Annotated in this window: 22 protein-coding genes; 8 read left to right on the top strand and 14 right to left on the bottom strand. The window is 72.0% G+C overall.

What is annotated here, in order from left to right:
* The first annotated feature begins 258 nt into the window (after nt 1-258).
* From ACIQPT_RS06700 to ACIQPT_RS06715, 4 genes are all read left to right on the top strand, one after another.
* Nucleotides 259-606: a MerR family transcriptional regulator gene (locus ACIQPT_RS06700; RefSeq protein WP_214297737.1), complete on the top strand. Its 348-nt coding sequence runs from the start codon at nt 259-261 to the stop codon at nt 604-606.
* A gap of 295 nt (nt 607-901) precedes the next feature.
* Complete coding sequence (locus ACIQPT_RS06705; RefSeq protein WP_015609674.1) at nt 902-1,105, top strand: cold-shock protein; 204 nt, start codon at nt 902-904, stop codon at nt 1,103-1,105.
* A 245-nt stretch (nt 1,106-1,350) separates the two neighbouring features.
* Nucleotides 1,351-2,931 (top strand): DEAD/DEAH box helicase, encoded by a 1,581-nt coding sequence (locus ACIQPT_RS06710; RefSeq protein WP_401153323.1) that lies wholly within the window; start codon nt 1,351-1,353, stop codon nt 2,929-2,931.
* A 151-nt stretch (nt 2,932-3,082) separates the two neighbouring features.
* A complete protein-coding gene (locus ACIQPT_RS06715) occupies nt 3,083-3,445 on the top strand; it encodes an SCO5918 family protein (RefSeq protein WP_401153324.1) in 363 nt (120 codons plus the stop codon).
* An 86-nt stretch (nt 3,446-3,531) separates the two neighbouring features.
* Here ACIQPT_RS06715 and ACIQPT_RS06720 read toward each other — a convergent pair whose 3' ends face one another.
* Nucleotides 3,532-4,632: an acyltransferase family protein gene (locus tag ACIQPT_RS06720; RefSeq protein WP_401153326.1), complete on the bottom strand. Its 1,101-nt coding sequence runs from the start codon at nt 4,630-4,632 to the stop codon at nt 3,532-3,534.
* A 30-nt stretch (nt 4,633-4,662) separates the two neighbouring features.
* A complete protein-coding gene (locus ACIQPT_RS06725) occupies nt 4,663-6,948 on the bottom strand; it encodes an MMPL family transporter (protein ID WP_401153328.1) in 2,286 nt (761 codons plus the stop codon).
* Nucleotides 6,949-7,259: 311 nt separating this feature from the next.
* On the opposite strand from ACIQPT_RS06725, the gene ACIQPT_RS06730 reads away from it, so the two are divergent.
* Together ACIQPT_RS06730 and ACIQPT_RS06735 are read left to right on the top strand one after the other, a co-directional pair.
* Nucleotides 7,260-8,789: an alpha/beta hydrolase gene (locus tag ACIQPT_RS06730; RefSeq protein WP_401153330.1), complete on the top strand. Its 1,530-nt coding sequence runs from the start codon at nt 7,260-7,262 to the stop codon at nt 8,787-8,789.
* 76 nt (nt 8,790-8,865) lie between these two features.
* The gene (locus ACIQPT_RS06735; RefSeq protein ID WP_401153331.1) at nt 8,866-10,092 is read left to right on the top strand and encodes a cation:proton antiporter; all 1,227 of its coding nucleotides are present in this window, start codon (nt 8,866-8,868) and stop codon (nt 10,090-10,092) included.
* A 47-nt stretch (nt 10,093-10,139) separates the two neighbouring features.
* Here ACIQPT_RS06735 and ACIQPT_RS06740 read toward each other — a convergent pair whose 3' ends face one another.
* On the bottom strand, nt 10,140-10,568 hold the full coding sequence (locus ACIQPT_RS06740) for a universal stress protein (protein WP_401153333.1): 429 nt from the start codon (nt 10,566-10,568) through the stop codon (nt 10,140-10,142).
* 1 nt (nt 10,569) lies between these two features.
* A complete protein-coding gene (locus ACIQPT_RS06745) occupies nt 10,570-12,072 on the bottom strand; it encodes an APC family permease (RefSeq protein ID WP_401153334.1) in 1,503 nt (500 codons plus the stop codon).
* A 193-nt stretch (nt 12,073-12,265) separates the two neighbouring features.
* Between ACIQPT_RS06745 and ACIQPT_RS06750 the strand changes: the two genes are divergently transcribed.
* Entirely contained in the window at nt 12,266-13,036 is a 771-nt protein-coding gene (locus ACIQPT_RS06750; RefSeq protein ID WP_401153336.1) for a peptidoglycan recognition protein, read from the top strand.
* Nucleotides 13,037-13,055: 19 nt separating this feature from the next.
* Here the strand turns inward: ACIQPT_RS06750 and ACIQPT_RS06755 are convergent, their stop codons facing one another.
* The 5 genes from ACIQPT_RS06755 to ACIQPT_RS06775 all read right to left on the bottom strand — a co-directional run bounded on the left by ACIQPT_RS06755 (nt 13,056) and on the right by ACIQPT_RS06775 (nt 17,905).
* Nucleotides 13,056-13,421, bottom strand: coding sequence for a PH domain-containing protein (locus ACIQPT_RS06755; RefSeq protein WP_401153337.1), 366 nt, complete (start codon nt 13,419-13,421; stop codon nt 13,056-13,058).
* 111 nt (nt 13,422-13,532) lie between these two features.
* Complete coding sequence (locus ACIQPT_RS06760) at nt 13,533-15,494, bottom strand: ABC transporter permease (RefSeq protein ID WP_401153338.1); 1,962 nt, start codon at nt 15,492-15,494, stop codon at nt 13,533-13,535.
* A gap of 79 nt (nt 15,495-15,573) precedes the next feature.
* A complete protein-coding gene (modA, locus tag ACIQPT_RS06765) occupies nt 15,574-16,395 on the bottom strand; it encodes a molybdate ABC transporter substrate-binding protein (RefSeq protein ID WP_401153339.1) in 822 nt (273 codons plus the stop codon).
* 106 nt (nt 16,396-16,501) lie between these two features.
* On the bottom strand, nt 16,502-16,897 hold the full coding sequence (locus tag ACIQPT_RS06770; RefSeq protein ID WP_401153341.1) for a molybdopterin-binding protein: 396 nt from the start codon (nt 16,895-16,897) through the stop codon (nt 16,502-16,504).
* A gap of 204 nt (nt 16,898-17,101) precedes the next feature.
* Entirely contained in the window at nt 17,102-17,905 is an 804-nt protein-coding gene (locus tag ACIQPT_RS06775; protein WP_401153342.1) for a VOC family protein, read from the bottom strand.
* 183 nt (nt 17,906-18,088) lie between these two features.
* On the opposite strand from ACIQPT_RS06775, the gene ACIQPT_RS06780 reads away from it, so the two are divergent.
* Entirely contained in the window at nt 18,089-18,682 is a 594-nt protein-coding gene (locus ACIQPT_RS06780; protein ID WP_401153344.1) for a GNAT family N-acetyltransferase, read from the top strand.
* Nucleotides 18,683-18,706: 24 nt separating this feature from the next.
* On the opposite strand, the gene ACIQPT_RS06785 is transcribed toward ACIQPT_RS06780, so the two are convergent.
* From ACIQPT_RS06785 to ACIQPT_RS06805, 5 genes are all read right to left on the bottom strand, one after another.
* Nucleotides 18,707-18,907, bottom strand: a complete 201-nt coding sequence (locus tag ACIQPT_RS06785) for a hypothetical protein (RefSeq protein WP_401153345.1) — start codon at nt 18,905-18,907, stop codon at nt 18,707-18,709.
* Nucleotides 18,908-18,968: 61 nt separating this feature from the next.
* Nucleotides 18,969-19,931 carry a TerC family protein gene (locus ACIQPT_RS06790; RefSeq protein WP_401153347.1) on the bottom strand — a complete coding sequence of 321 codons (963 nt, stop codon included), beginning with the start codon at nt 19,929-19,931 and terminating at the stop codon, nt 18,969-18,971.
* A gap of 24 nt (nt 19,932-19,955) precedes the next feature.
* Complete coding sequence (locus ACIQPT_RS06795) at nt 19,956-20,807, bottom strand: enoyl-CoA hydratase/isomerase family protein (protein WP_401153348.1); 852 nt, start codon at nt 20,805-20,807, stop codon at nt 19,956-19,958.
* Nucleotides 20,804-21,931 (bottom strand): cytochrome P450, encoded by a 1,128-nt coding sequence (locus ACIQPT_RS06800; protein ID WP_401153553.1) that lies wholly within the window; start codon nt 21,929-21,931, stop codon nt 20,804-20,806. Before ACIQPT_RS06800 ends, ACIQPT_RS06795 begins: the two co-directional genes overlap by 4 nt.
* Nucleotides 21,932-22,200: 269 nt before the next feature.
* Nucleotides 22,201-23,610, bottom strand: coding sequence for a cytochrome P450 (locus tag ACIQPT_RS06805; RefSeq protein WP_401153349.1), 1,410 nt, complete (start codon nt 23,608-23,610; stop codon nt 22,201-22,203).
* Nucleotides 23,611-23,630 lie beyond the last annotated feature (20 nt).

Here is a 23,630-nt window from a genome sequence, read left to right on the forward strand (position 1 = left end):
ATGCGTGAAGGGCTACGCGTGCATTATGGCCCCGCGGTCCTCCCGACGACAACTGACCGGTCGGTCAGTGATCCGCGGCGGCGGATCCGCCGCGCCCTCCCCGGTGGCCCAAATCTGTTCCGGCCGCGATAGACATGGCCCTGCCCGGCGATTAGGGTTTCTTGTGCAGTCACGTGAAACAGCGGTACGCGGCAGAGGCGCACCCCGCAGGCGTAAGGCCCCCGGCTCATCCGGTCACGCGTGACGGAAGAGGTGCAGATGCCCCCGGAGACCCCCTCGCACGCCACCGACCGGCTCGACGACGACGATTACCCCGCCTACACGATGGGGCGAGCCGCGGAGATGATCGGTGCGACGCCGGGGTTCCTCCGGGCGATCGGCGAAGCCCGCCTGATCACTCCGCTGCGGTCCGAGGGCGGCCACCGCCGCTACTCCCGCTACCAGCTGCGCATCGCCGCCCGCGCCCGCGATCTGGTCGACGCCGGCACGCCCATCGAGGCCGCCTGCCGCATCGTCATCCTGGAGGACCAGCTCGAGGAGGCGCTGCGCCTCAACGAGGAGCTGCGCGGCCGGTCCGCCCGCTCCGGCGGTCCCGCCGGGCGCTGACGGCCGCCGCGGAAAATATCTGTATTCGCCAGCACAGAATTTTGTGCAATCCGCGATGAGGGTTTTATGTTCCGACACGGCCGGTGATATTAGGCACCCTCCTCTCCGGCCCCATCGTGCTAGTGTTGATCTCAGTTGCAGTTGTGGTTCCCAAAAACTTCAAGTGTTCTTGCCGGTCGGATGTCGGCGGGCACACTTTTGTATTTCCGGTGTTCTTCCGGACGGGGTAATCATCGCGGCGACGTGGGGTCCGCACAGTGTGGGCCCGCGGGCTCTGCCCCTAAGGAGATATGACATGGCTACTGGCACCGTGAAGTGGTTCAACGCGGAAAAGGGCTTCGGCTTCATCGAGCAGGACGGCGGCGGCGCCGACGTCTTCGCCCACTACAGCAACATCGCCGCCAGCGGCTTCCGTGAGCTGCAGGAGGGCCAGAAGGTGAACTTCGACGTCACGCAGGGCCAGAAGGGCCCGCAGGCCGAGAACATCACCCCCGCCTGATCACTCAGGTAGTACTGCGCAGCTGGGGCCCGCACCTTGGGGTGCGGGCCCCGGCTCGTTGTCGTTTCCGGGGCCCGCTCTGCGCGCCCCCCGACGAAGCCGCGTCCGGTGCACTGATTCCCGGCGGCCGGGCTTCGTTTTCTTTTGTCATTTCATCGGCTCGTTCTTGCGATTCTGGGTGCCGTTCACGGTCGCTTCCCGAAAAAGAATCCCTCGATACGTGCCCCATCGAGGAAAGGTTCTGCATGAACCGCGAACGCACGCCCCGCTCGAACGACCGTTTTTCCCGCACGCGCTCCTCCGGTGGCGCCCCCCGCTACTCCGGTGGTGGTGGCGAGCGCCGCGCCGCCGGCTTCGGCGGCGGCCCCAAGCGCTCCGGCGGCTCCGGCGGCTCGGGCCGGTCCGGTGGCTACGGCCGCCGCTCCGCCTCCGGCGTCAAGGGCGAGTTCGCCCTGCCGGTGACCGTCACCCCCGCCCTCCCCGCCGCCGAGACCTTCGGCGAGCTGGAGATGCCCGCACCGCTGAAGGCGGCGCTGGTCGCCGAGGGCATGACCGTGCCCTTCCCGATCCAGGCGGCCACCCTGCCGAACTCGCTGGCCGGCCGGGACGTCCTGGGCCGGGGCCGCACCGGCTCCGGCAAGACCCTCGCCTTCGGCCTCGCGCTGCTGGCCCGCACCGCCGGCCGCCGCGCCGACGCCAAGCGGCCGCTCGCCCTGGTCCTCGTCCCCACCCGGGAGCTGGCCCAGCAGGTCACCGACGCGCTCACCCCGTACGCCCGGTCGCTGAAGCTGCGCATCGCCACCGTGGTCGGCGGCATGTCCATCGGCCGCCAGGCCAGCGCGCTGCGCGGTGGCTCCGAGGTCGTCGTCGCGACCCCGGGCCGTCTCAAGGACCTGATCGAGCGCGGCGACTGCCGGCTGGACCGGGTCACCATCACCGTCCTCGACGAGGCCGACCAGATGGCCGACATGGGCTTCATGCCGCAGGTCACCGAGCTGCTCGACCAGGTGAACCCGGACGGGCAGCGGATGCTGTTCTCGGCCACCCTGGACCGCAACGTCGACCTGCTGGTGCGGACCTACCTGAAGGACCCGGTCGTGCACTCCGTCGACCCGGCCGCCGGTGCGGTCACGACGATGGAGCACCACGTCCTGTACGTCCAGGGCTCGGACAAGTACGCCACCACGACGGAGATCGCCGCCCGCGACGGCCGCGTGATCATGTTCCTGGACACCAAGCACGCGGTCGACAAGCTCACCGACCACCTGCTGCACAGCGGGGTCCGGGCGGCGGCGCTGCACGGCGGCAAGTCCCAGCCGCAGCGCACCCGCACCCTGGAGCGCTTCAAGACCGGGCACGTCACCGTGCTGGTCGCCACCAACGTCGCGGCGCGCGGCATCCACGTCGACAACCTCGACCTGGTCGTCAACGTGGACCCGCCGAGCGACCACAAGGACTACCTGCACCGCGGCGGCCGTACCGCCCGCGCCGGCGAGTCCGGCAGCGTCGTCACGCTGGTGCTGCCCAACCAGCGCCGCGAGATGACCCGGCTGATGTCGGATGCCGGGATCACCCCGCAGATCGCCCAGGTCCGCTCCGGCGAGGCCGAGCTGAGCCGGATCACCGGTGCGCAGGCGCCCTCCGGCGTCCCGGTCGTCATCTCCGCCCCGGCCAAGGAGCGCGGCAGCAGCCGCGGCGGCGCGTTCATGGGCCGTGGCACCAAGCGCGGCGGCAGCGGGGCTCCGTCCCGGGGCCGTCGTCCCGGAGTGCCGACGCCCGAGGCCCGTGCGGCCGCCTCGCAGCGCCGGAACAACCGCGCCGCGTGATCCCGTGCGGCCGGCGGTTCCGCCGCCGGCCGCCCCGTACGCCCGGTGACCCTCTCCGGTGCGTGCACCGAGCCCCCGTTCGGGGCTCCCGTACGTCCCTCCCCCGTGCACTCGACACGTCCCCCGTGCACTCGACCCCTGTTGAGGAACCATGCGCTGTGTCATCGCCCGCTTCCCCTTCGATCTGTTCAAGAACGAGGTGGAGGACTCGATGAAGGGCATCAAGCCCGAACCCGTCACGGGCGACGCGGTGGTCATCAGCCGCCGGGTCTACCCCGTCAAGCAGGTGGGTGAAGTGATCACCCGTCAGGACCGCCGGGACTTCAGCTCCGCCGAGGTCGTCCGGGCGCTGTCCAAGCTCGGATTCACCTGCCGTACCGCCGAGACGGCCGTGCCCGCCCCGGCCCCCGCCCGTACCCCGCTGGAGACGGCCTCCGCGCTGCTGGGCACTCCGGCCGAGGTGCGGGCCGAGGCTCCCGGAGCCGTGTCCGCCCCCCGGGCCGACGGGGTCTGAGACCCGCTTCCACGCCCCGCGACGCCGGACTTCGGGCGTCGCGGGGCGCAGTCATGTCCGGTACCGAGCCCCGGCCGTCCTGCTCCTCAGGGTGAGGGGGCGGCCGGCGGCGGCTTCTGCCGGGCCCACTCCATGCGCGGCTCCAGCAGCGGCTTCAGCAGCCGCCGGACCGGGGGCGTGCAGAGCAGGGTCACCATGACGGCGGCGCCCGCGGTGACGGCGACCGTGCCCATCGTGGTGTCGAAGAACGCCTGGTCGTAGAAGCCCTCGTAGCGCAGGGCCCGGACGACGAAGCCGTGCAGCAGATACCCGTACAGCGTGCAGGTGCCCAGTGCGGTCATCCAGTTGCGCCCCCGGGGCACCCAGGCGAGGAAGCAGGCGCCGAGCACGACGGCGGCCAGGAACAGCAGCAGCGTGGCCGCCGGACCGGTCCACTGGGCGGTGTCCAGCTCCTGGGCGCTGTTCTTGCGGAAGAACCACGACGTCGAGGTCCGGGGCACCAGCCAGTACGCCAGGAGCATCCCGGCGACGAGGACGGGCACGGAGACGACACGCACCCAGGTGCGGCGGACCGCCTCGAAGTGGTGCGGGCCCAGCCGCAGCCCCAGGACGTAGAACGGCAGGAACTGCAGGATGCGCTGGACCGGGAGCGTTCCGTCGGCGGCGGGCGAGACCGTCGCCACGGCGGCGACGGCGAGGGACACCAGCACCGGGAAGCGCACGGACTGCCACAGCGGGGTGGACAGCCGCCAGAGGAACAGGGCGGGCAGGAACCACAGCAGCCAGTAGGGCTCCAGCAGCGACAGCGCGTAGTCCGGGTCGCGCAGGGCGCGGTGGAAGAGCGTGTAGAGGATCTCGAACAGGATGTAGGGCACCAGCAGGCCGGTGACCAGCTTCCACACCCGGTCGGGCCGCAGTTCGAAGTTCCGTGAGAAGTAGCCGGCGATCAGGATGAACACCGGCATGTGGAACGTGTAGATGAAGGTGTAGGTCGCTTCCACGAGGCGGCCGGACGGCAGCGGTTCCCAGGCGTGTCCGATCGCCACCAGCACGATGGCCAGGTACTTCGCGTTGTCGAAGAAGTGGTCCCGGCCGCCGGTGTCGGGGACGCCGGTCCCGGGGGAAGCGGCCGCGGTGGGGCGCGGCAGCTTCGAAGTGAGGAGCCTCGAAGGGAGGGGGGAGGGCATCCTGACACCCTAAGGGGGCTGTGGCGCGCGTCACTTCGTCCCGGTGGATTCGGCCGGTTCGGCCGGCCGGCCCGGTTCCGGGCTTCCCTCGGCGTCCAGGTGCGGCAGGATCCGGTCCAGCGGGCCCGGGATCCACCAGGCGGCGCGGCCCAGCAGGGTCATCACGGCGGGGACCAGCAACAGCCGTACGACGGTGGCGTCGATGAGCACGCTGGCGGCCAGCCCGAGGCCCAGCATCTTCACCACGATGTTGTCGCTGATGACGAACGCGGCGAAGACGCTCACCATGATCAGCGCCGCGCAGGTGATGACCCGGGCGGTGATCTCCAGCGCGTGCGCCACGCTCGCCCGCGCGTCGCCGGTGCGCCGCCAGGCCTCGTGGATGCGGGAGAGCAGGAAGATCTCGTAGTCCATGCTCAGCCCGAAGACGATCGCGAACATCATCATCGGGACGTAGCTCTCGATCGGCACCTTCCCCGACACCCCCAGCGCCGGGCCGCCCCAGCCCCACTGGAAGACCGCGACCACGACCCCGTACGAGGCGGCGATCGACAGGACGTTGAGCACGGCGGCCTTCACCGCGACGAGCAGGCCCCGGAAGACGGCCAGGATCACCAGGAACGCCAGGCCGACGACGACCGCGATGATCAGCGGCAGCCTGCTGGAGACGATGTCCAGGAAGTCGACCTGGGCGGCCGTCGTGCCGGTGACGTACGTGCTCGCGTCGGTGCCGGAGACGGCCTGGGGCAGCACGTCGTCGGTGAGGCGGTTCGTCAGGGACGTGGTCCGCTCGTCCTGCGGGGCGGCCACCGAGTACGCGGTGGCGGTCAGCACGTCGCCGTCCGAGGTGGCGGTGAGCGGGGTGATCACGGCCGCGTCCGGGACGTTCGCCAGGGCCTTCTGCGCCTGGTCGGCGAGGGCGGAGCGGTCGGAGGAGGGCACCTTGCTCTGGTCGATGACCAGGGTCAGCGGGCCGTTGGAGCCGGGGCCGAAGGCGGTGGACATCAGGTCGAAGGCGCGCCGGTCGGTGAACGACTTCGGGTCGGCGCCGTCGCCGATGTGGCCGAGCTGGATGAACAGGACGGGGAAGGACAGGACGGCCAGCAGCACCACCCCGCCGGCCAGGAACCACCAGGGCCGCCGCTCCACGCGCTGCGCGTACCGGTGCCAGCCGCCGGACGCCGCCCCGTCCCGCGCCGGTACGGTCTCGGCCACCGGTTTCCGTACGTGCACCCGGTCGATGCGGCGGCCGATGAGACCGAGGACCGCCGGTACGAGGGTGAGCGCGCCGAGCACCGCCGTGACGACGGTGACCGCCGCGGCCAGGCCGAGCTTGCCGATGAACCCGATCCCGGAGACCCACAGGCCCGACAGCGCGATGATCACCGTGCAGCCGGAGAGCAGGACGGCGTGCCCGCTGGTGGCGGCGGCGTTCCCGGCGGCGGTCACCGGGTCCTGCCCGTCGACCAGGTTCTGCCGGTGCCGGGTGACCAGGAAGAGGGCGTAGTCGATGCCGACGCCGATGCCGATCATCGTGGCGAGCGTCGGGGAGACGGTCGCGAAGGTCGCGGCGGCGGCCAGCAGCCCCAGCAGCGCGAGCCCGCACAGGGCGCAGATCAGCGCGGTGAGCAGCGGCAGCACGGCGGCCGCCAGACTGCCGAAGCCGATGAGCAGGACCACGATCGCCACCCCGAAGCCGATCGCCTCGCTGGTGCGGTCGCTCGGTTCGGGGCGGGCGAGTTCGCCGAGCGGCCCGCCGTACTCCACCTCCACCCCGGCCGAGCGCAGCGGCTGCACCGCCCGGTCGACCCCGTCGAGGTAGGACGGGTCGAGGGTGGAGGGCTGCACGCTGAAGCGGACGGTGATGTAGGCGGTCTTCTGGTCGGTGGAGAGCGGCCCGGTGTTCGGGTCGGGCGGCGGAGGCGGGGTGGATCCGGAGGGCGGCAGCGGGTTCTGCGCGGACAGCACGTCCGGGAGCTTCTGGAGGTCGGTGACGGCCGTGGCGACCTGGTTGGAGAAGGAAGTGAGCGGCTTGTCGGCGTCGTGCAGCACCACTTGGGCGCTGTAGCCGCCCGCCTGCGGCGCGTGCGCCTTCAGGACGTCGAGGCCGTCCTGGGACTGGGTGCCGGGCAGCGAGAAGTCGTCGGAGTAGTCGCCGCCGTACGCGTGCTGGAGGACCTGGAGCCCGGCGAGCGCGGCCACCCACAGGACGAGGACGGTCACGAAGTGCCGGGCGCACCACTCGCCGGTGCGGCGCAGTGCGCCCTTGCGGCGCGGGGCGGCCTCCCGGTCCGGGCGGGCCAGTGACGACGGCATGCGGCTCTCTCTCCTGCCTTCCGCCCCGTTTTCCGTTCCCGGAGAGGCGCTTCCGGGCTACCTCGGTCTCCCGGCTTCCCGGTCTCCCGGCCTTCCGCCGAGGCGCCTCGGACTTCGCATTCAACGGCTCCGGCCGCCGCCCGGCACGCCGGTGCGGGGGAACGGGTGACGGGGGCGGCCGGAGCGCCCGTCCGGGTCCGAGCGGGGGAAGGCCCGGGGGAAGACCCGGGGGACGGGCCGGGGGCTGTCCCCCGTTCGGTCCACCGGGCGCCCGCATGGGCAGCGGGCCGCGTCCCAACAAGGCTGTGTCCATGACGACTTGGACCCGTAAAGCCTTGCTCCTGACCGTCTCCGCCGCCGCCGCGGCCGGGACTCTGACCGCCGTCGGCGCGCCCGTCGCGCACAGCCGCCCGGCGGGAACCACACCTCCGCTCGCCTGGGGGCCCTGCGCCCCGATCCCGGGCACACCCGTCCCCGCCGGGCAGCAGTGCGCGACGCTCCGGGTCCCCCTGGACTACCGCGCCCCCGGCGGACGCACCGTCGACGTGGCGGTCACCCGGCTGCGCACCGACCGGCCGGAGGCCCGGCGCGGCACCCTGCTGGTGCTGCCCGGCGGCCCCGGCGGTTCGGGGGTGCAGCGCCTCGCGCAGAAGGGCGAGGCGCTGCGGGCCGCGACCGAGGGGGCGTACGACCTGGTCAGCCTCGACCCGCGCGGGGTCGGCGGCTCCACCCGGGCCGGCTGCGGGATCCCGGAGGCGGACCGGCATCTGGTGACGCTGCGGTCCTGGCCCGCGGCGGACGGCTCGGCCGCGGAGAACATCGCGGAGAACACCGAGCGCTCCCGCCGCACCGCCGAGCTCTGCGCCCGCGACGGGGGCCCGGAGGTGCGGTCCTTCAGCACCCGGAACCAGGTCCGCGACATCGACCGGCTGCGCGCCGCGCTGGGCGAGCGGAAGGTGTCCGTCTGGGGTTCCTCGTACGGGAGTTACGTCGGGGCGGTGTACGCGCAGGAGCACCGGGACCGCGTCGACCGGCTGGTCCTGGACAGCACCGGCGACCCGGACCCGGCGCGGGTGGCGTACGGCTGGCTGGCGAACATGGCCCCGGGCGCGGCCGACCGCTTCCCCGACTTCGCGGCCTGGGCGGCGGACCCCGCCCGGGACGCCGAGGGGCTGCGGCTGGCCCCGCGCGCCGGGGACGTACAGCCGTTGTTCCTCGCGCTGGCCCGGGAGCTGGACCGCGCGCCGAAGGAGTCGGACGTGCCCGGCGTCCCGCTGACCGGGAACCGGCTGCGGCAGGCGCTCCAGAACGCCCTCTACAGCGATGCGGCGTTCGCCCCGCTGGCCCGGCTGATGAAGGCGGCCCGGGACCCGGAGGGCCGCCCGGTGCTTCCGCCGGAGCTGGCCGGGCCCCTGCCGGACGAGGACGCCACGCTGACGATGGCGGTGGTCTGCAACGACGTGCGCTGGCCGGGGCCGGACTCCGGGTACGCCCGCCGGGTCGCCGCCGACCGGGCGCGGTATCCGCTGACGGCCGGGATGCCCGTGAACATCACGCCGTGCGCCTTCTGGACGTACGACGAGGAGCCGAGGCCCACCCGGATCACCGGCGAGGGCCCCTCGAACGTCCTGATGATCCAGAGTCTGCGTGACCCGTCCACCCCGCTGGCCGGGGCCCGGAAGATGCGGGCGGCGCTCGGCGAGCGGGCCAGGATGGTCACCGTGGAGCAGGGCGGTCACGGGATGTACCTGGGCAACGGCAACGCCTGCGGCGACCGGGTGGTCACCGACTTCCTGGTGACCGGGAAGCGCCCCGCCCGGGACACGCACTGCCCGAACTGACCGGCGGCCCAGGACCCGGAGGGTCAGAGGGTGTCATAGCGGCTGATTCCGGGGCGTTCCTTGCTATACACGAGCGATGGAGTACCCGGGCACCCTCGTCCTGATCATGGCCCTGGCGGTTCTCGCCCCGCTGCTCGGTTACGCGACCGGGCGGTGGCTGCCCGTCCCCGTCGTCATCTTCGAGATCGTGCTCGGGGTCCTGGTCGGGCCCGATGTGCTCGGCTGGGCCCACCACGACCAGGTCATCGACACCCTGTCCGATCTCGGGCTCTCGATGCTGATCTTCCTGGCGGGGTACGAGATCAAGTTCGCCGAGGTCCGCGGCGACACGCTGCGCCGGGCCGGCGGGGCCTGGGTGCTCTCGTTCGCCGCCGGGCTCGGCGTCGCGCTGCTGCTCAGCGGGGCGGACCTGGCGAAGAGCCTGGTCATCGGCACCGCGCTGACCAGCACCGCGCTGGGTGCGGTGCTGCCGATCCTGCGGGACTCGGGGCGTCTCGAGGGGCGGTTCGGGTCGGTGGCGATGGCGTTCGGGTCGGTGGGGGAGTTCGGGCCGATCATCGCGATGGCCCTGCTGTTCAGCGGGCGCAGCCCCGGTGCGGCGGGCGTGGTGCTGGCCGTGTTCGCCGTCATCACGGCGGGCGCGGTGTTCTGGGCGATGCGGCCCAGGCCGCCGTGGTTCGCCCGGATCATCGCCGTGACCCTGCACTCCAGCGGCCAGTTCGCCGTCCGCTTCGTGATGCTGCTGCTGGTCGGGATGCTGGGGCTCGCCCATGTCTTCGGCCTGGACACCCTGCTCGGCGCGTTCGCCGCGGGCATGCTGACCCGGCTCGTCCTGCAGGGGGCGGTGCCCGAGCGCAGCGACGCGATCCTGGAGCGGGTCGAGGCGATCGGCTTCGGCTTCCTCGTGCCGTTCTTCTACATCGTCACGGGCATCGACTTCGACCTCGACGCGCTCCTGGACGACGGGCGCCCGCTGCTGCTCCTGCCGGTCTTCCTGCTGCTGTTCCTGCTGGTGCGCGGCGTTCCGGCGTATTTCCTGGCCCCGCGCGACCTGACCGGGCGCGCGCCCCGGGCCGCGCTCGGGCTGTTCGCGTCCACCTGTCTGCCGCTGGTGGTCGCGATCACCGCGATCGGCCTGGACGAGAAGGTGATCGGTGCGGGCGAGGCCGCCGCCCTGGTCGCCGCCGCGATGGTGTCGGTGCTGGTCTTCCCGCTGCTGGCGTTCCGGCTGCTGCGCCGCGGGGAGGACGGCGGGGGCCGGACCGTCCCGGACCGTGCGGCGGAGAGCGGCGAGGCGTGGTGAGGTTCCGCGCTTTCCGGGTCCGTACTTCTGGAGTCTTCTGGAGACTTCTAGAGCGTGCCCTCCTCCGTGGGGACGCACAGCACGGGGATCCTGGACATGTGCAGCAGCTTGTGCGGGGTCGAGCCCAGCAGGGCCCCGCGCATCGGGCTCTCGCCCCAGGTGCCGACCACGATGACCCGGGCGCCGTGCCGTTCGGCGGCGTCCAGGAGTGCCTGTGCGGGGCTCTCGTCCAGCACCTCGACGGTCGCCGGTACGCCTGCCTCCTCGGCGGCCGTGAGCGCGTGCTCCAGACCGGTGCGGCCGGCCTGCCGGATCGCGTCGTAGTGGCTGCGGTACTCCGCGCCGTCGCGGAGTCCGGGGGCGGCGGCCCCGTAGACGAGGACCAGCCCCTCCCCGTACGCCGCCGCCACCTCGATGGCGATGCGCAGGGCGCGGGCGGCGCCGGGGGACTCGTCGTAACCGAGGACGACCGGCATCTCAGCGCTCCTTCCGGGCGGGGGCGTGCACCAGGTCCGGGTCGGCGACCCCCGGCCGCTCCTGCCAGAACACCGCGTCCCGGAGCCGCCACACCACCATCAGGACCACGCCGACCAGGGAGATCACGATGCCGATGACGAGCGGCGGGCCGAGCCCGAACCAGGAGGTGCCGCTGTAGGAGTTGGCCGGGTCGGACATGTCGATGACCGAGCGGACCAGCAGCCAGGTCAGCAGTCCGGCGCCGACCACCGGGCCGAGGCCGATGAGCAGGAAGTTGCGCACGCTCTCGGTGAGATGACGCCGGTAGTAGACGGCGCAGGCCACTCCGGTGAGCGCGTAGTAGAAGGCGATCAGCAGGGACAGCGCGGTGAGGGAGTCGAAGAGGGCGTTCGTGCTGATCTGGTTGACCACCAGATACCAGGCGATGGCGATGCCGGCGACCCACCACGTACTGACGTCCGGGGTACGGAACCGGGGGCTGATGTGCCCGAAGTGCCGCGGCAGCGCCTGACGGCGGGCCATGGACAGCGCGGTCCGGGACGCCGGGATGATCGTGGTCTGGGTGGAGGCGATGGCGGAGGTGGCCACCGCCAGCAGCAGGATCCAGTCCCAGCCGCCCAGGACGTCCCCGGCGAGCTGGGCGAAGATGAACTCCTCCTCGCCCGCGTTCTCCGCGAGGAACGCCGTCCCCGCGAAGGCGACGACCGCGATGGCGACCGACAGGTAGGTCACCAGGAGCACCACGGTGGACCACAGGCCCGCCTTGCCCGGGGCGCTCGCCGAGTTCTCCGTCTCCTCGGTGAGGTTGACCGCGGACTCCCAGCCCCAGTAGATGAACACCCCGAGCAGCAGCCCGCCGGTCAGCGCCGCCCCGCCGGCGCCGAACGGGTCCAGCCAGCCGATGGACGGTTCGATCGAGTCGAAGCCGGTCGTGCCCGCGTACACCCGGTAGAGCGCCACCACGACGAAGACCAGCAGGAACGCGATCTGGAGGAGGATCAGCACGTTCTGCACCTTCGCCGACAGCTCGGTGCCGATGACGCAGAGACCGGTCATCACGATGATCAGGAGCACGGTGAGCAGCTGGCGCGCGAAGTCGTTCTCGACCCAGCCGTCCAGACCCACCGCCAGCAGCGTGAAGCTCACCGCCACATCGGCCAGCGAGCCCACCACCAGGACGCCGGTCATGGTGATCGCCCAGCCGCCCAGCCAGCCCGCCCACGGGCCCATCGCCCGGGTCACCCAGGAGAACGTCGTGCCGCAGTCCTGGTCGACCTTGTTCAGGTAGTAGAACGCCGAGGCGATCAGCAGCATCGGCACGAACGAGGCGAACATGACGCCCGGGGCGTAGATCCCCACCAGGGCGACGATCGGGCCGATGACGGCGGCCAGCGAGTACGCCGGGGAGGTCGCGTTCAGACCGATGACAAGGGCGTCCACGAACCCGATCGCGTTCGGCTTGAGGCCGACGTCCGGTTCGTCCCGCACACGGTCGTGGGACATGTTTCCTCGCTCCGCCGGGCACCCCCGCCGGGAGCGGGCGATGATCCGGATCTCATCGTAGGGAGACCCGGCGATACCCGCATTACGGGCGAATCGCCCCTGCCGGTGAGCGCGCTGCGGTGGGTGCGGTGGGGCGTCACCCGATCGGCCCGCTCCTCTGCGAAGGCGGAGGCAGGGGCGCAGGGTGGAGTCCATGTGGTCCCGCCGACTCCTCCTGGGCGTTCTGGTCCTGCCCCTGGCCCTCCTGGTGTTCGGGGACGGCCCGGCGTTCCACGGGCCCCGGACGGAGCTGGCCACCGGACCCCGCCCGCCGCGCGGACTGCCGCAGCCGGCCGTCGTCGGCCGCCGGGACTGGGGCGCGGACGAGGACCTGGTCCGGGAGGGGCCGCACTACACGGCCCCGGCGCGGGCGGTGTTCGTGCACCACACCGGCAACCCCAACGACTACGACTGCGCGGACGCCCCCGACCTGATCCGCGCCGTGCAGCGCGACCACATCCGGCAGGACGGCTGGGACGACATCGGCTACAACTTCCTCGTCGACCGCTGCGGCACCATCTACGAGGGCCGCGCGGGCGGCGTCGGCCGCTCCGTGCTCGGCGCGCACACCAAGGGGTTCAACACCGACACGGTCGGCATCGCGGCGATCGGGAACTTCGGCGCGGGGGTCGAGGTGCCGAAGCCGATGATGGACGCGCTGGTGAAGCTCGCCGCCTGGAAGCTGCGGCCCGGGGCGGATCCGCTGGGCATGGTCGACCTGGTCTCGACGAACGACGAGAGCCGCTTCGACGAGGGGCAGGTGGCCCGGCTGCACGTCATCTCCGGACACCGCGACAGCTTCGAGACCCGCTGCCCCGGCGACGCGCTCTACGACCTGCTGCCCGCGCTGCGGGAGCGCGCCGCGAAGCTGCGCGCCGCCGCCCCCGGGCACTCGGCGGCGGCCCGGCTGCGACCGTCGTTCTGACCGGCCCGGCCGTGGCCGTCTAGCGGGCGACGAACTGCGTGAGTATCGCCTGCACCTCGTAGATGTCGACGCCCTTGGTGAACGTCTTCTGCAGCGGGGTCGCGTCGCCCGAGATCCAGATCTTCAGCTCGGCGTCGAGGTCGAACGTCCCGGCCGTCTCCACGGAGAAGTGCGTGATGCTGCGGTACGGGACGGAGTGGTACTCCACCTTCTTGCCGGTGATGCCCTGCTTGTCGACGAGGATCAGCCGCCGGTCCGTGAACAGGATGGTGTCGCGGATCAGCAGGAACGCGGCGTGCACCTGCTCGCCCTGCCCGAGGAGCCGGGCGTAGTCCTGCTGGGCGGTGGCGGGCTTGATCGTGTGGGCGTTGCCGAACAGTGCCATGGGTCCCCGTATCTCGGTCGTCGTACGTACGGAAGGTCGTCGTCGTCTGTACAGAAGTACGAGTCGGCGGGGGGTGATGGTTCCCCCGCGGCCCGGACCCGGCTCCCCGGCTCAGAGCGGGACGACCGTCGCCTCCGTGGCCTTCACGCTGGTCCAGACGGCCGTTCCGTCGGCGATGCCCAGCTCGGCGGCGGCCTGCGGGGTGATCTCCGCGACCAGGTCCGGGGCTTCCGCCGAGGTGATCAGCAGCCGCAGCCGGCTGCCGCCCGAGGTGATCTCGCGGACCGTGCCGGGCCAGACGTTGCGCGGGGAGCCGGTGGGCCGCTCCCGGTGTACGGAGACGGCTTCCGGGGCGATGACCGCGAGGGCGTCCGTGCCCGCCGGGAGGGGCTCGGCGACCACGAGGTGTCCGCCGCCCTCCAGCGTCAGACCGTCGGCGGTGGCGGTGCCGGGCCAGGCGTTGCGGCCCAGCATCCGGGCCACCCACGGCGAGCGCGGGTGCCGGGTGACCTCGGCGGGCGGCTCGTCCTGGAGGGCCCGGCCGTCCTCCAGCACCAGGACCCGGTCGGCCAGCGAGACCGCCTCGACCGGGTCGTGGGTGACGATCAGACAGACCCCGCCGAAGTCCGCGAGGTGCCCGCGCAGGGTGTGCCGCACCCGGGCCCGGGTGGTCTGGTCGAGGGCGGCGAGCGGTTCGTCCAGCAGCAGGAGGCGGGGGCGGGCGGCCAGCGCGCGGGCCAGGGCGACGCGTTGGGCCTGGCCGCCGGAGAGCTGGGCGGGCTTGCGGTGGGCGAGGTGCCCCACCCCGAGCCGGTCCAGCCAGCCCTGGGCCTCGCGCCGGGCCTCGGCGCGGGGCACGCCGTGGGCGCGGAGCCCGTACGCCGTGTTGGTGAGCGCGCTCAGGTGCGGGAAGAGCGCCCCGTCCTGGGGCACCCAGGCGACGCCCCGGCGGTGCGGGGGGAGGCCGGTGACGTCGTCGTCGCCGAGGCGGAGTTCCGCGTGGGCGCGGGGGGTGAGGCCGAGGAGGGCTCGCAGAAGTGTCGTCTTGCCCGCGCCGTTGGGGCCGACCACCGCGATGGTGGTGCCGGGCGGGGCGTCGAGGGTGAGGCGGGTGAAGCCGGTGACGTCCGCGTGCAGCGGCCAGGGTTCCGGGGCGGTCTTCTTCAGGAGGTCCGGGGGCGGCTCGGGGAGAGGGTCCTGGGCCGTGCCCGCCGGGTCCTCCGGGCGGTCCGCCGGCGCCCGGCTCGCGAGGTCGCGGTGGTCGCCCGGGGTGCCGGTCCACCGGCCGCGCAGCGCGATCAGCACGATCATCGCGATGGCCAGGAGCAGCAGCGACACGGAGGTGGCGGCCTCCGGCGAGTCCTGGAGCAGCAGATAGACCTGGAGCGGCAGGGTCTGTGTGGTGCCGGGGAGGTTCCCGGCGAAGGTGATGGTCGCGCCGAACTCGCCGAGCGCCCGCGCCCAGGTCAGGGCGGCTCCGGCGATCAGCCCGGGGGCGACCATCGGCAGGGTCACGGTGAGGAACACCCGTACCGGCGAGGCGCCCAGGGACGCGGCGGTCTCCTCGTACCGGGGGCGCAGTCCGCCGAGCGCGCCCTCCAGCGAGATGATCAGGAACGGCATCGCCACGAACGTCGCCGCGAGCACGGCCCCCGAGGTGTGGAAGGGGAGCGTGATGCCGAAGGTGTCCTCCAGCCAGGGGCCGAGCAGCCCGCGCCGCCCGAACGCCAGCAGCAGCGCGACACCGCCGACCGTGGGCGGCAGGACCATCGGCAGCAGGACCAGCGAGCGGACGAACGCCTTGCCGGGGAACGGCACCCGGGCCAGCAGCCAGGCCAGCGGCACCCCGAACAGCAGCGAGAGCCCCAGCGACCAGAGCGAGACCACCAGGGAGAGCCGCAGCGCCTGGGTGGTGGCCTCGGCGGTGAGGTGCGCGCCGATCTCGCCCCAGGAGGTGCGGACCAGGATGCCGACGAGCGGCAGCATCAGGAACGCCACGGCCAGCAGGGCGGGCACCGTCAGCAGGAGCGGGGCGCGGGCCCCGGGCGTACGGCGGAGTGCCGGGCGTTTCATGGGTGACCTCGTCGGGCGGCTCGAAGTGCGGGGCCCGGCAGGCCCGTCGGACGGTACGGGCCTGCCGGGAGCGGTGCGGTTACGGCTGCTGGAAGCCCGCGCCCTGGAGGATCTTCTGTGCGGCGGGGGTGGAGAGCCAGGCGACGAACGCGGCGGCGGCCTCGCTGTGCTTGGAGCCCTTCAGCGTGGCGGCCGGGTAGGAGGCGACGGCGTTCTCCGCGTCCGGGATGTCGATCGCGTCGACCTTGTCGGTGGCGGTCGCGGCGTCGGTCTTGTAGACGAGCCCGGCGTCCGCCTCGCCCAGTTCGACCTTGCTGAGGACCGCGCGGACGTTGGGCTCCTGGGAGACCGGCTTCACCTCGATCTTCTGCGCGTCGAGGATCTCCTTGCTGTAGCGGCCCACCGGCACCTCGGGGGCGGCCAGGACGACCTTCAGCTTGGAGTCGGAGAGGTCCTTGAGGTTCTCGACCTTCTCCGGGTTGCCCTCGCCGACGGCGATGACCAGGCGGTTCTTGGCGATGACGGTGGGGGCGCCGGTCTCTCCGGTGAGGCCGTCCATCGTCTTGGTGTCGGCGGTGACCAGGGCGTCGGCGGGGGCGCCCTGCTTGACCTGGGCGGCCAGCTCCTGGGAGCCCGCGAAGGAGAACGTGACCTTCGTGCCCGGGTTCTCCTTCTCGTAGGCGGCTCCGGCCTCCTTGAAGACGTCCGTCAGCGAGGCGGCGGCCAGCACGGTCAGGTCGGCCTTCGGGGCGCCCGAGGCGGAGGAGGTGGCCTGCGAGCCGCTGTCCTTGTCCTTGGCCTTGTCGGCTCCGGAGTCGTCGCCGCAGGCGGCGAGCGGGATCAGGAGGGCGGTGGTCAGGACGGCGGCGGCCGCACGGCGGCGGTTGATCAGCGGGGACATGAGGGTGGAGGCTCCTTGGATGCGTGCGCGACCGGCGGGCGCCGGGCGGGCGGGGCTGCGAAACGGGGGCTGCGCTACGGCGGCAGAGGCGGCCCGGGGTGCGCGCTCAGGTGCGGTCGATGTGCACGCTGGTCGACTTCACCCGGGCGGTCGCCTGCATGCCGACCTCCAGGCCCAGCTCCTCCACCGCTTCCCGGGTCAGGAGCGAGACGAGCCGGTGCGGACCGGCCTGGATCTCGACCTGGGCCGCGACGTCGCCGAGTTTCACCGCGGTGACGATGCCCGGGAACGCGTTGCGGGCCGAGGTGTACGGGGTCTCGTCCTCGCCGCCCGCGCCCTGGCCGACCTCGATCGAGAAGGCGGCCAGCGCACGGCCGTCGATCAGACGCCGGCCGGCCTCGTCGCGATGGGTCGCGACCCGGCCGGCATCCGCCCAGCGGCGGGCGGTGTCGGGGCTGACCCCGAGAAGTCGTGCTGCCTGGCCGATTGTGTAGGACTGCATGTGCGACACGCTAGAGCAATCAGCCTGGCATCTGCCATTCTCTGGACGATGATCCATCGCAGATGCGAGAGGTCTCGGAGGAATGTACGGGGCACGCGAACGGGCCGCGCCGGTTCTCCGGTCGCGGCCCGTGGGAACGGTCGGCCCCGGGGCGGGGCCGGTCGGTCGGTCAGGTCAAGCCAGGTCGGGTCAAGCCAGGTCAGGTCAGGTCGCCGGGGTCATCGTCGGCATCTCGCCCTCGGTGGTGGTCACGTCGATCACGGCGAACGAGGCGCCCTGCGGGTCGCTGAGCGCCGCGAACCGGCCGAACGGGCTGTCCATCGGCCCGTAGCGCAGCACCCCGCCGCGCTCGGTCGCCTTCGCCACCGCCGCGTCGCAGTCCGGCACGGCGAAGTACACGTTCAGGAACGAGGGCAGATCGGGCGGGAAGTCGTCGCCCATCGCCATCCGGCCGAGGACCGTCTGCCCCTGGACGTCGAACACGGAGAAGTCCATCGACGCGTCGTCGATCTTCTGCGAGGTGTACGAGAAGACCGCGGGGTAGAACGCGTCGACCGCCTTCGGGTCCCGGGTGAAGACCTCGCCCCAGCAGTACCCGCCGGGCTCGCCCATCGTCGTCTCGAACCCCTCGTGGGTGTTCGACTGCCAGATGCCGAACACGGCCCCGCCGGGGTCGCGGGCCAGCACCATCGTGCCGAACTCGCCGACCTGCATGGGCTCCATCAGGACCTCGCCGCCGTGTTCGCGGACCTTCGCGGCGCTCGCGGCGGCGTCCGGCGACGCGAGGTACAGGCACCACGCCGCCGGGGCCCCTTCGGCACCCGGCATGGGCGGGGAGACGGCGGCGGCCGCCTTGCCGTCCACGTACGCCTGGGTGTAGTTGCCGAACTCCGGCCAGCTCTCACCGAACGTCCAGCCGAGCACGTCTTCGTAGAAGCTCTTGGCGCCCTCGATGTCGGCGAACATGGCGTCCGCCCAGCACGGGGTGCCCTCGGGTTGTACAGCCATGGTGCGCCGGTCCTTCCCTGGAGTCCCTGTCGTCGGCCCCGCCCCGTACGGGCTCCCACCCGCAGGACCAACGCTAGTCAGCCGGGGGCGGGTCCGCGCGTCGGACGACCAGGAGCCAGTTACGTACTAGTGCATAACCTGTGTGCGCTAGTGCGAAAGCGTGAAGGGGTTAGGATCACCGTCATGACCGCACTTCCCCCTCGGCCCGTGACGCTGACCGGCCGGCACGTCGAACTCGTCCCGCTGACCGTCGGCCATCTCGACGACCTCTTCGCCGCGGGAGGCGGCGACGAGGAGGTGTGGCGCTGGCAGGGCGGTCCGGCGCCGCGGACCCACGAGGAGCTGCGCGGCCGGATGGAGCGGGTGCTCGGGGACCCGGGGTACGTGCCGTTCGCCGTCGTGCACCGCGCGAGCGGGCGGGCCGTCGGCTGGACCACGTACATGGACGTCGTGGTGCACGACGAGCGCCTGGAGATCGGCTGGACCTGGTACGGGCGCGCCCACTGGCGCTCGGCGGTGAACAGCGAGACGAAGCTCCTGCTGCTGACGCACGCCTTCGAGGAGCTGGGCATGGGGCGCGTCCAGCTGAAGACCGACCATCTCAACGAGCGCTCGCAGGCGGCCATCGCCCGGCTCGGGGCGCGGCGCGAGGGGGTGCTCCGGCGGCACCGGCGGCGGCCGGACGGGACCTGGCGGGACAGCGTCTACTTCTCGCTGCTGGCCGACGAGTGGCCCGCGGTGAAGGCGCGTCTCACCGCGCGCCTGGCCGCGGGCTGAGGGGGCTCGCCCGGGCTGCCCGGGTCACCCCCGGGACCGGTGCCGGGCGGGCCGTGCCTCGGCGGCGTACTCCGCACAGTCGGGGTTCTCGCAGGGGCCCGCGCGCCATACCGGGACGAAGATCCCGAGGGACTTGTGGCGGTGGATCTCGGAGGGGACGGGCTGCTTGCAGGTCGGGCACATGAAAGCGGCCCGCTGATGAAGGTCACGCTTTTTGCTGTCCATTTACTCACGATAGGCGGGGCGGAAGACTTTGGAAAGTCTTGCCCTTTGCTTTTCCTCTGCTTTACTCCGACGTGTCGTGGCCCGCTTGGTCGCTCTTCGGCGGACGGCGCACGCTCAGCGTCACCGAAACCGCCAGGATGACGACGATCACCGCCAGGCTGATCGGCGAGGGAATCTCCGGGATCGAGGTGCTGATCATCTTGTGGCAGGCCTGGAGAATGAGCTTGACCGCGATGAAGGCGAGGATGATCGCCAGGCCGTGGCTCAGGTAGTGGAACCGGTCCAGCAGCCCCGCCAGCAGGAAGTACAGGGCCCGCAGCCCCAGGATCGCGAAGGCGTTGCTGGTGTAGACGATGAACAGGTCGTCGCTGACCGCGAGCACCGCCGGCACGCTGTCGACCGCGAAGATGAGGTCGGCCGCCTCGATCGCGGCGACCACCGCGAGCAGCGGGGTGGCGACCCGCCGCCCCTCCTTGTGGACGACGAAATGCGTGCCGGAATAGTCGTCCTGGACCGGCATGATCTTTCGCAGCAGCCGCACCGCGAAGCTCTTGCCCGGGTCGAAATTCTCCTCCTGGCCGCTGAGGATTTTATAGCTGCTGTAGAAAAGGATCGCGGCGAAGAGGAACAGCACGAACGTGAAGCGGTTGACCACCGCGACGCCGGCCGTCAGGAAGATCGCGCGGAACACCAGCGCGCCGATGACGCCGAAGAAGAGCACCCGGTGCTGATACTCCCGGGGCACCTTGAAATAGGCGAAGATCAGCGCGAAGACGAAGAGGTTGTCGACCGACAGGCTCTTCTCCAGCAGCCAGGCGGTGGTGTACTCCGTCCCGGCGGTCGCCCCGAGGGTCAGGAAGACGACCGCGCCGAAGATCAGCGCGAGGCCGACCCACAGCGCGCTCCACAGTCCGGCCTCCTTGAAGCCGATGACATGTGCCTTGCGGTGCGCCAGGAGGTCGATCGTCAGCGAGACGACGACGGTCACGGCGAACACGATCCAGAGCCACACCGGTACGTCCACGCCGGAGACCTCCCACTCGGGTTTTTACGAGTGTGACCCGCCCGTCCTGGCGCCGCCCGCCGGAGTGCGCCGGGTGGCGGCCGCGACCGAGGCCATCAGCTCCGCGTCGAGGAACGAGGGGTCGGCCAGCCGGGTGGCGGCGGCGTAGGAGTTCAGCAGCGCCTTGGTGACCCGCAGCGCGGCCTCCGGGCGGCGGACCACCGGCTTCGCCCAGGCGGCGACCGCGTCGTCCAGCTCCGCCTCGGGCACCACCCGCTGGAGCACGGACAGCTCGCAGGCCTCGGCGGCGCCGAAGGACCGGCCCGTCAGGATCAGCTCACGGACCCGGGCCGCGCCCACCTCGTGGATCAGCCGGGGCAGCAGCCCGCCCCAGGCGGTCGGCAGCCCGAGCGCCAGCTCCGGCAGCCGGAAGGAAGCGTTCTCCGCGCCGACCCGCAGATCGCAGGCCAGGGCCAGGGCGAACCCGGCGCCGACCGCCTTGCCCTGCACCCGGGCGATGGTCACCGCCCGGCCGCCGGAGATCGCCTCGCAGACCCGGCGGGCCTTCTCCCCGGCGACCCGGATGCCCCGGCCGCCCGGGTCCTCCTCCAGCCAGTCGGCGAACTCGGCGCGGTCGCCGCCCAGGCAGAAGTCGTCCCCGGCGGCGCTGAGCACCAGGACCCGCACCTCCGGGTCCGGGACGGCGACGATGTCCAGCAGCTCGTCGAGCATCGCCTCGGTCACCGCGTTGCCGGACTCCGGCGCGTTCAGCTCCACGTACAGGACGGGGCCCTCGCGCCGGGTGCGTACCGTCGGCGTCGGCGTCGGCGCGGGGGCGTCGGGCCGGTCATCGGAGCGGTCGCCCGCCGTCAGGAAGTCGGGCAGCGAGAGCTTCACAGGGCCACGCCCAGCGAGGTGATCCGTCTGAAGACCATCCGGGGCGCGTAGACCGGCGGCGAGACGGCGTGCAGGGTGGGGAAACGGTCCAGCATCCGCGCCAGCAGCGTCCGCGCCTCCAGCTTGGCCAGCGCCGCGCCCAGGCAGTAGTGCACCCCGCCGCCGAAGGTGAGGTGGCTCCCGCCACGCAGGATGTCGAAGGCGCCCGGGTCCGGATTCCGCCGCGGATCGTGGTTGGCGGCTCCGTACAGGACGTGGATCATGCTGTCCTTCTTGATCGGGACCCCGGCCAGGACGGTGTCCTCGGCGGCGATCCGGGTGTTGATGTGGATGGGCGGGTCGTAGCGCAGCGCCTCGTCGACGGCCGCGTCGATGTGCTCCGGGTGCTCCCGCAGCCACGCCCACCGGGCGGGGTCGGTCAGCAGGGCGGTCATCGAGGAGAGCAGCGTCGCGGTGGTCTCCAGCGAGGCGATGGTGACGAACATGGTGAGCCGGTAGAGGATCTCGTCCGCCTGCTCCCGGTCCGGCTCCATCGCGTCCCAGGTGTGGATCCAGCCGGTCAGCACATCGTGGCGGGGCTCCGCCCGGCGGCGGGCGACCAGCTCGGTGAAGTAGGCGCGCAGCCGCACGGTCGCCTCGGCGGAGACGGCGAGCTGCGACTTGGTGGGGAGCAGCTCCTGGGCGAACACCTGGTTGTGGGTGATCTCCAGGATCGTCGGATAGTCCTCGGGCGGGATCCCCAGCCAGGCGCCGACGGTGCTGATCGGCAGCTGCTCGCTGACGGTGGAGACGAAGTCCGCCTCGCCCCAGCGGAGCTTCTCCGCCAGCTCGTCCAGCAGCCGGTCGGCGTCGCGCTCGACGTCGGGGGTGAGGCGTTCGATGGTGGAGCGGTCGAAGAGATTGCCCAGCGAGCGGCGCTGGCAGGTGTGCTCGGGGGCGTTGAGCCGGGCGAGCGTGGTGGTCATCTCCCGGGTCGCGATCGCGTCCCACTGCTTGGAGTCGTCCTGCCGCTCCTGCCAGGCGAGGTCCGGGGCGAGCCAGTTGCGGCCCCGGAGCACCTGGCTGCAGGCGTCGAAGCCGGTGACGAAGTACCCGTTCCACGGAGCGCGGACGACGTCACCCATCGTCCGCAGCTCCGCGAGTATCCCGTACGGATCGGCCTGTCCTTCAGGTGTATTGAGCCGGCGGAGCAGCCCGATGACCGCGCGCCGACCGTCGGGTGTCCTGCCAGTACCGCCTGTGATGCTCACGCAGAGTTCCTTGACCTAGGCCCATGGTTACCGACCTGAACCTACCCCTCCGGATATCTGCGCCAAGCATCGATCTCTGTTGCCCCCGTCACATGCAATCGTCACAAATGCCCGTTGTCATATGCGAATTGTCGGGCTGTGAGTCATACGCGGAAGACGTCGAGGAACGAACTCCACCAGCCCTTCTGCTTCTTGCCGGCCTCGGATTCGTGACGGTGCGTCACGGGCGTTGTGGCGGGGGCGTTCCGGTACGGGTCGGGCAGCTGGGCCGACGTCCGGTCCGGGGTCTGCACGCCGCTCGCCGCACGCCGCGCGGCGGTCGGGGTGAACCGGACGGGCAGCGCGACCAGGGCCCGGTGGAAGGGGCCGGGCCGCCAGGCCACACCCGATGCGGGCACGGCCAGGGCGAGGTCCGGGACGGTGTTGAGGATCTTCTCGATCGCGGTCAGCGCGATCAGCGTGGCGGGCGACTTGGCCGGGCACACGTGCGGGCCCGCGCCCCAGGCCAGATGGGCGCCCTTGCTCAGGGTCTGGCGGGCGTCGGTGAGCCCCGGGTCGCTGTTCGCGGCGGCGAAGCTGATGAGGACCGGGGTCTCCGCCTTCAGCACCACCCCGTCCAGCTCGATGTCCCGTACCGGGTAGTGCGTCGCGTAGTTGGCGATCGGCGGGTTGTTCCACAGGACGTCGTCCAGGGCGTCCTCGACGAGCAGCCCCGAACCGCGCCGCTCGGGCCCGCCCGGCTGGTCTCCGGCGAGCATCAGCAGCAGCGCGTTGCCGATCAGGTTGCGCTCCGGCTCCACGCCCGCGCCCATCAGCATGACCAGCTGGTCCTTCAGCTCCTCGTCCCGCAGCCCCGCCGGGTGCTGGATCAGCCAGGAGGTGATGTCCTCACCGGGCTGGCGGCGCTTGATGGCGACCAGCTCCATCAGGCACTCGGTCAGCTCGGTGTTGGCGCGGAGTACGTCCTCGCCGTCGAAGATGGCGGACATCGAGCGGGTCAGCCGGTCGCCGATGTCGCCGGGGCAGCCGAAGAGCTGGTTGAACAGCAGCAGCGGCAGGAGCTTGGCGTACTCGTTGAGCAGGTCGGCGGTGCCGCGCTCGATGAACTGGTCGATGAGATAGTCGGCGATCCGCTCGACGTCCCGGCTGAGCCGGCTGCTGTTGAGCCGGGCCAGCGACTCGGTGACCGCCTTGCGCAGCCGCAGGTGCTCCGCGCCGTCGGTGAACAGGCAGTTGGGCCGGTACACCATCATCGGCAGCACCGGGCTGTCCATCGGCACGGCGCCCTCGCGCAGCGCGGCCCAGCGCCGCGAGTCCCGGGCGAACAGCGCCGGGTTCTGCAGCACCCGCAGCGCCGCCTCGTGCTGCACGATCAGCGTGGCGTCCACGCCGGGGGCCAGCTCGATGGGCGCGGCGGGGCCGTGCGCCCGTGCCGCGTCGTAGAAGCGGTGCGGATCGGCGGCGAACTCCGGTCCGTACAGCGACGTCTGCTGCTGGTGCATGGGGCACCCGGCGGGGGCGCTGTACGGGGTGGCTCCCGGCGACGGGTCCATGTCGGCTTCCTCGGTGTGAT

The sequence above is a fragment of the Streptomyces sp. NPDC091289 genome (assembly GCF_044757365.1).
GTDB lineage: Bacteria > Actinomycetota > Actinomycetes > Streptomycetales > Streptomycetaceae > Streptomyces.

What these genes read in the sequence shown, in the direction of transcription:
- ACIQPT_RS06770 (WP_401153341.1), bottom strand. Translation starts at nt 16,897, where the DNA reads ATGCAGTCCTACACAATCGGCCAGGCAGCACGACTTCTCGGGGTCAGC.
- ACIQPT_RS06750 (WP_401153336.1), top strand. Translation starts at nt 12,266, where the DNA reads ATGTGGTCCCGCCGACTCCTCCTGGGCGTTCTGGTCCTGCCCCTGGCC.
- ACIQPT_RS06740 (WP_401153333.1), bottom strand. Translation starts at nt 10,568, where the DNA reads ATGCCGGTCGTCCTCGGTTACGACGAGTCCCCCGGCGCCGCCCGCGCC.
- ACIQPT_RS06715 (WP_401153324.1), top strand. Translation starts at nt 3,083, where the DNA reads ATGCGCTGTGTCATCGCCCGCTTCCCCTTCGATCTGTTCAAGAACGAG.
- ACIQPT_RS06720 (WP_401153326.1), bottom strand. Translation starts at nt 4,632, where the DNA reads ATGCCCTCCCCCCTCCCTTCGAGGCTCCTCACTTCGAAGCTGCCGCGC.
- ACIQPT_RS06780 (WP_401153344.1), top strand. Translation starts at nt 18,089, where the DNA reads ATGACCGCACTTCCCCCTCGGCCCGTGACGCTGACCGGCCGGCACGTC.
- ACIQPT_RS06755 (WP_401153337.1), bottom strand. Translation starts at nt 13,421, where the DNA reads ATGGCACTGTTCGGCAACGCCCACACGATCAAGCCCGCCACCGCCCAG.
- ACIQPT_RS06800 (WP_401153553.1), bottom strand. Translation starts at nt 21,931, where the DNA reads ATGGGTGACGTCGTCCGCGCTCCGTGGAACGGGTACTTCGTCACCGGC.
- ACIQPT_RS06705 (WP_015609674.1), top strand. Translation starts at nt 902, where the DNA reads ATGGCTACTGGCACCGTGAAGTGGTTCAACGCGGAAAAGGGCTTCGGC.
- modA (WP_401153339.1), bottom strand. Translation starts at nt 16,395, where the DNA reads ATGTCCCCGCTGATCAACCGCCGCCGTGCGGCCGCCGCCGTCCTGACC.
- ACIQPT_RS06775 (WP_401153342.1), bottom strand. Translation starts at nt 17,905, where the DNA reads ATGGCTGTACAACCCGAGGGCACCCCGTGCTGGGCGGACGCCATGTTC.
- ACIQPT_RS06785 (WP_401153345.1), bottom strand. Translation starts at nt 18,907, where the DNA reads ATGGACAGCAAAAAGCGTGACCTTCATCAGCGGGCCGCTTTCATGTGC.
- ACIQPT_RS06760 (WP_401153338.1), bottom strand. Translation starts at nt 15,494, where the DNA reads ATGAAACGCCCGGCACTCCGCCGTACGCCCGGGGCCCGCGCCCCGCTC.
- ACIQPT_RS06710 (WP_401153323.1), top strand. Translation starts at nt 1,351, where the DNA reads ATGAACCGCGAACGCACGCCCCGCTCGAACGACCGTTTTTCCCGCACG.
- ACIQPT_RS06735 (WP_401153331.1), top strand. Translation starts at nt 8,866, where the DNA reads ATGGAGTACCCGGGCACCCTCGTCCTGATCATGGCCCTGGCGGTTCTC.
- ACIQPT_RS06745 (WP_401153334.1), bottom strand. Translation starts at nt 12,072, where the DNA reads ATGTCCCACGACCGTGTGCGGGACGAACCGGACGTCGGCCTCAAGCCG.
- ACIQPT_RS06725 (WP_401153328.1), bottom strand. Translation starts at nt 6,948, where the DNA reads ATGCCGTCGTCACTGGCCCGCCCGGACCGGGAGGCCGCCCCGCGCCGC.
- ACIQPT_RS06805 (WP_401153349.1), bottom strand. Translation starts at nt 23,610, where the DNA reads ATGGACCCGTCGCCGGGAGCCACCCCGTACAGCGCCCCCGCCGGGTGC.
- ACIQPT_RS06730 (WP_401153330.1), top strand. Translation starts at nt 7,260, where the DNA reads ATGACGACTTGGACCCGTAAAGCCTTGCTCCTGACCGTCTCCGCCGCC.
- ACIQPT_RS06700 (WP_214297737.1), top strand. Translation starts at nt 259, where the DNA reads ATGCCCCCGGAGACCCCCTCGCACGCCACCGACCGGCTCGACGACGAC.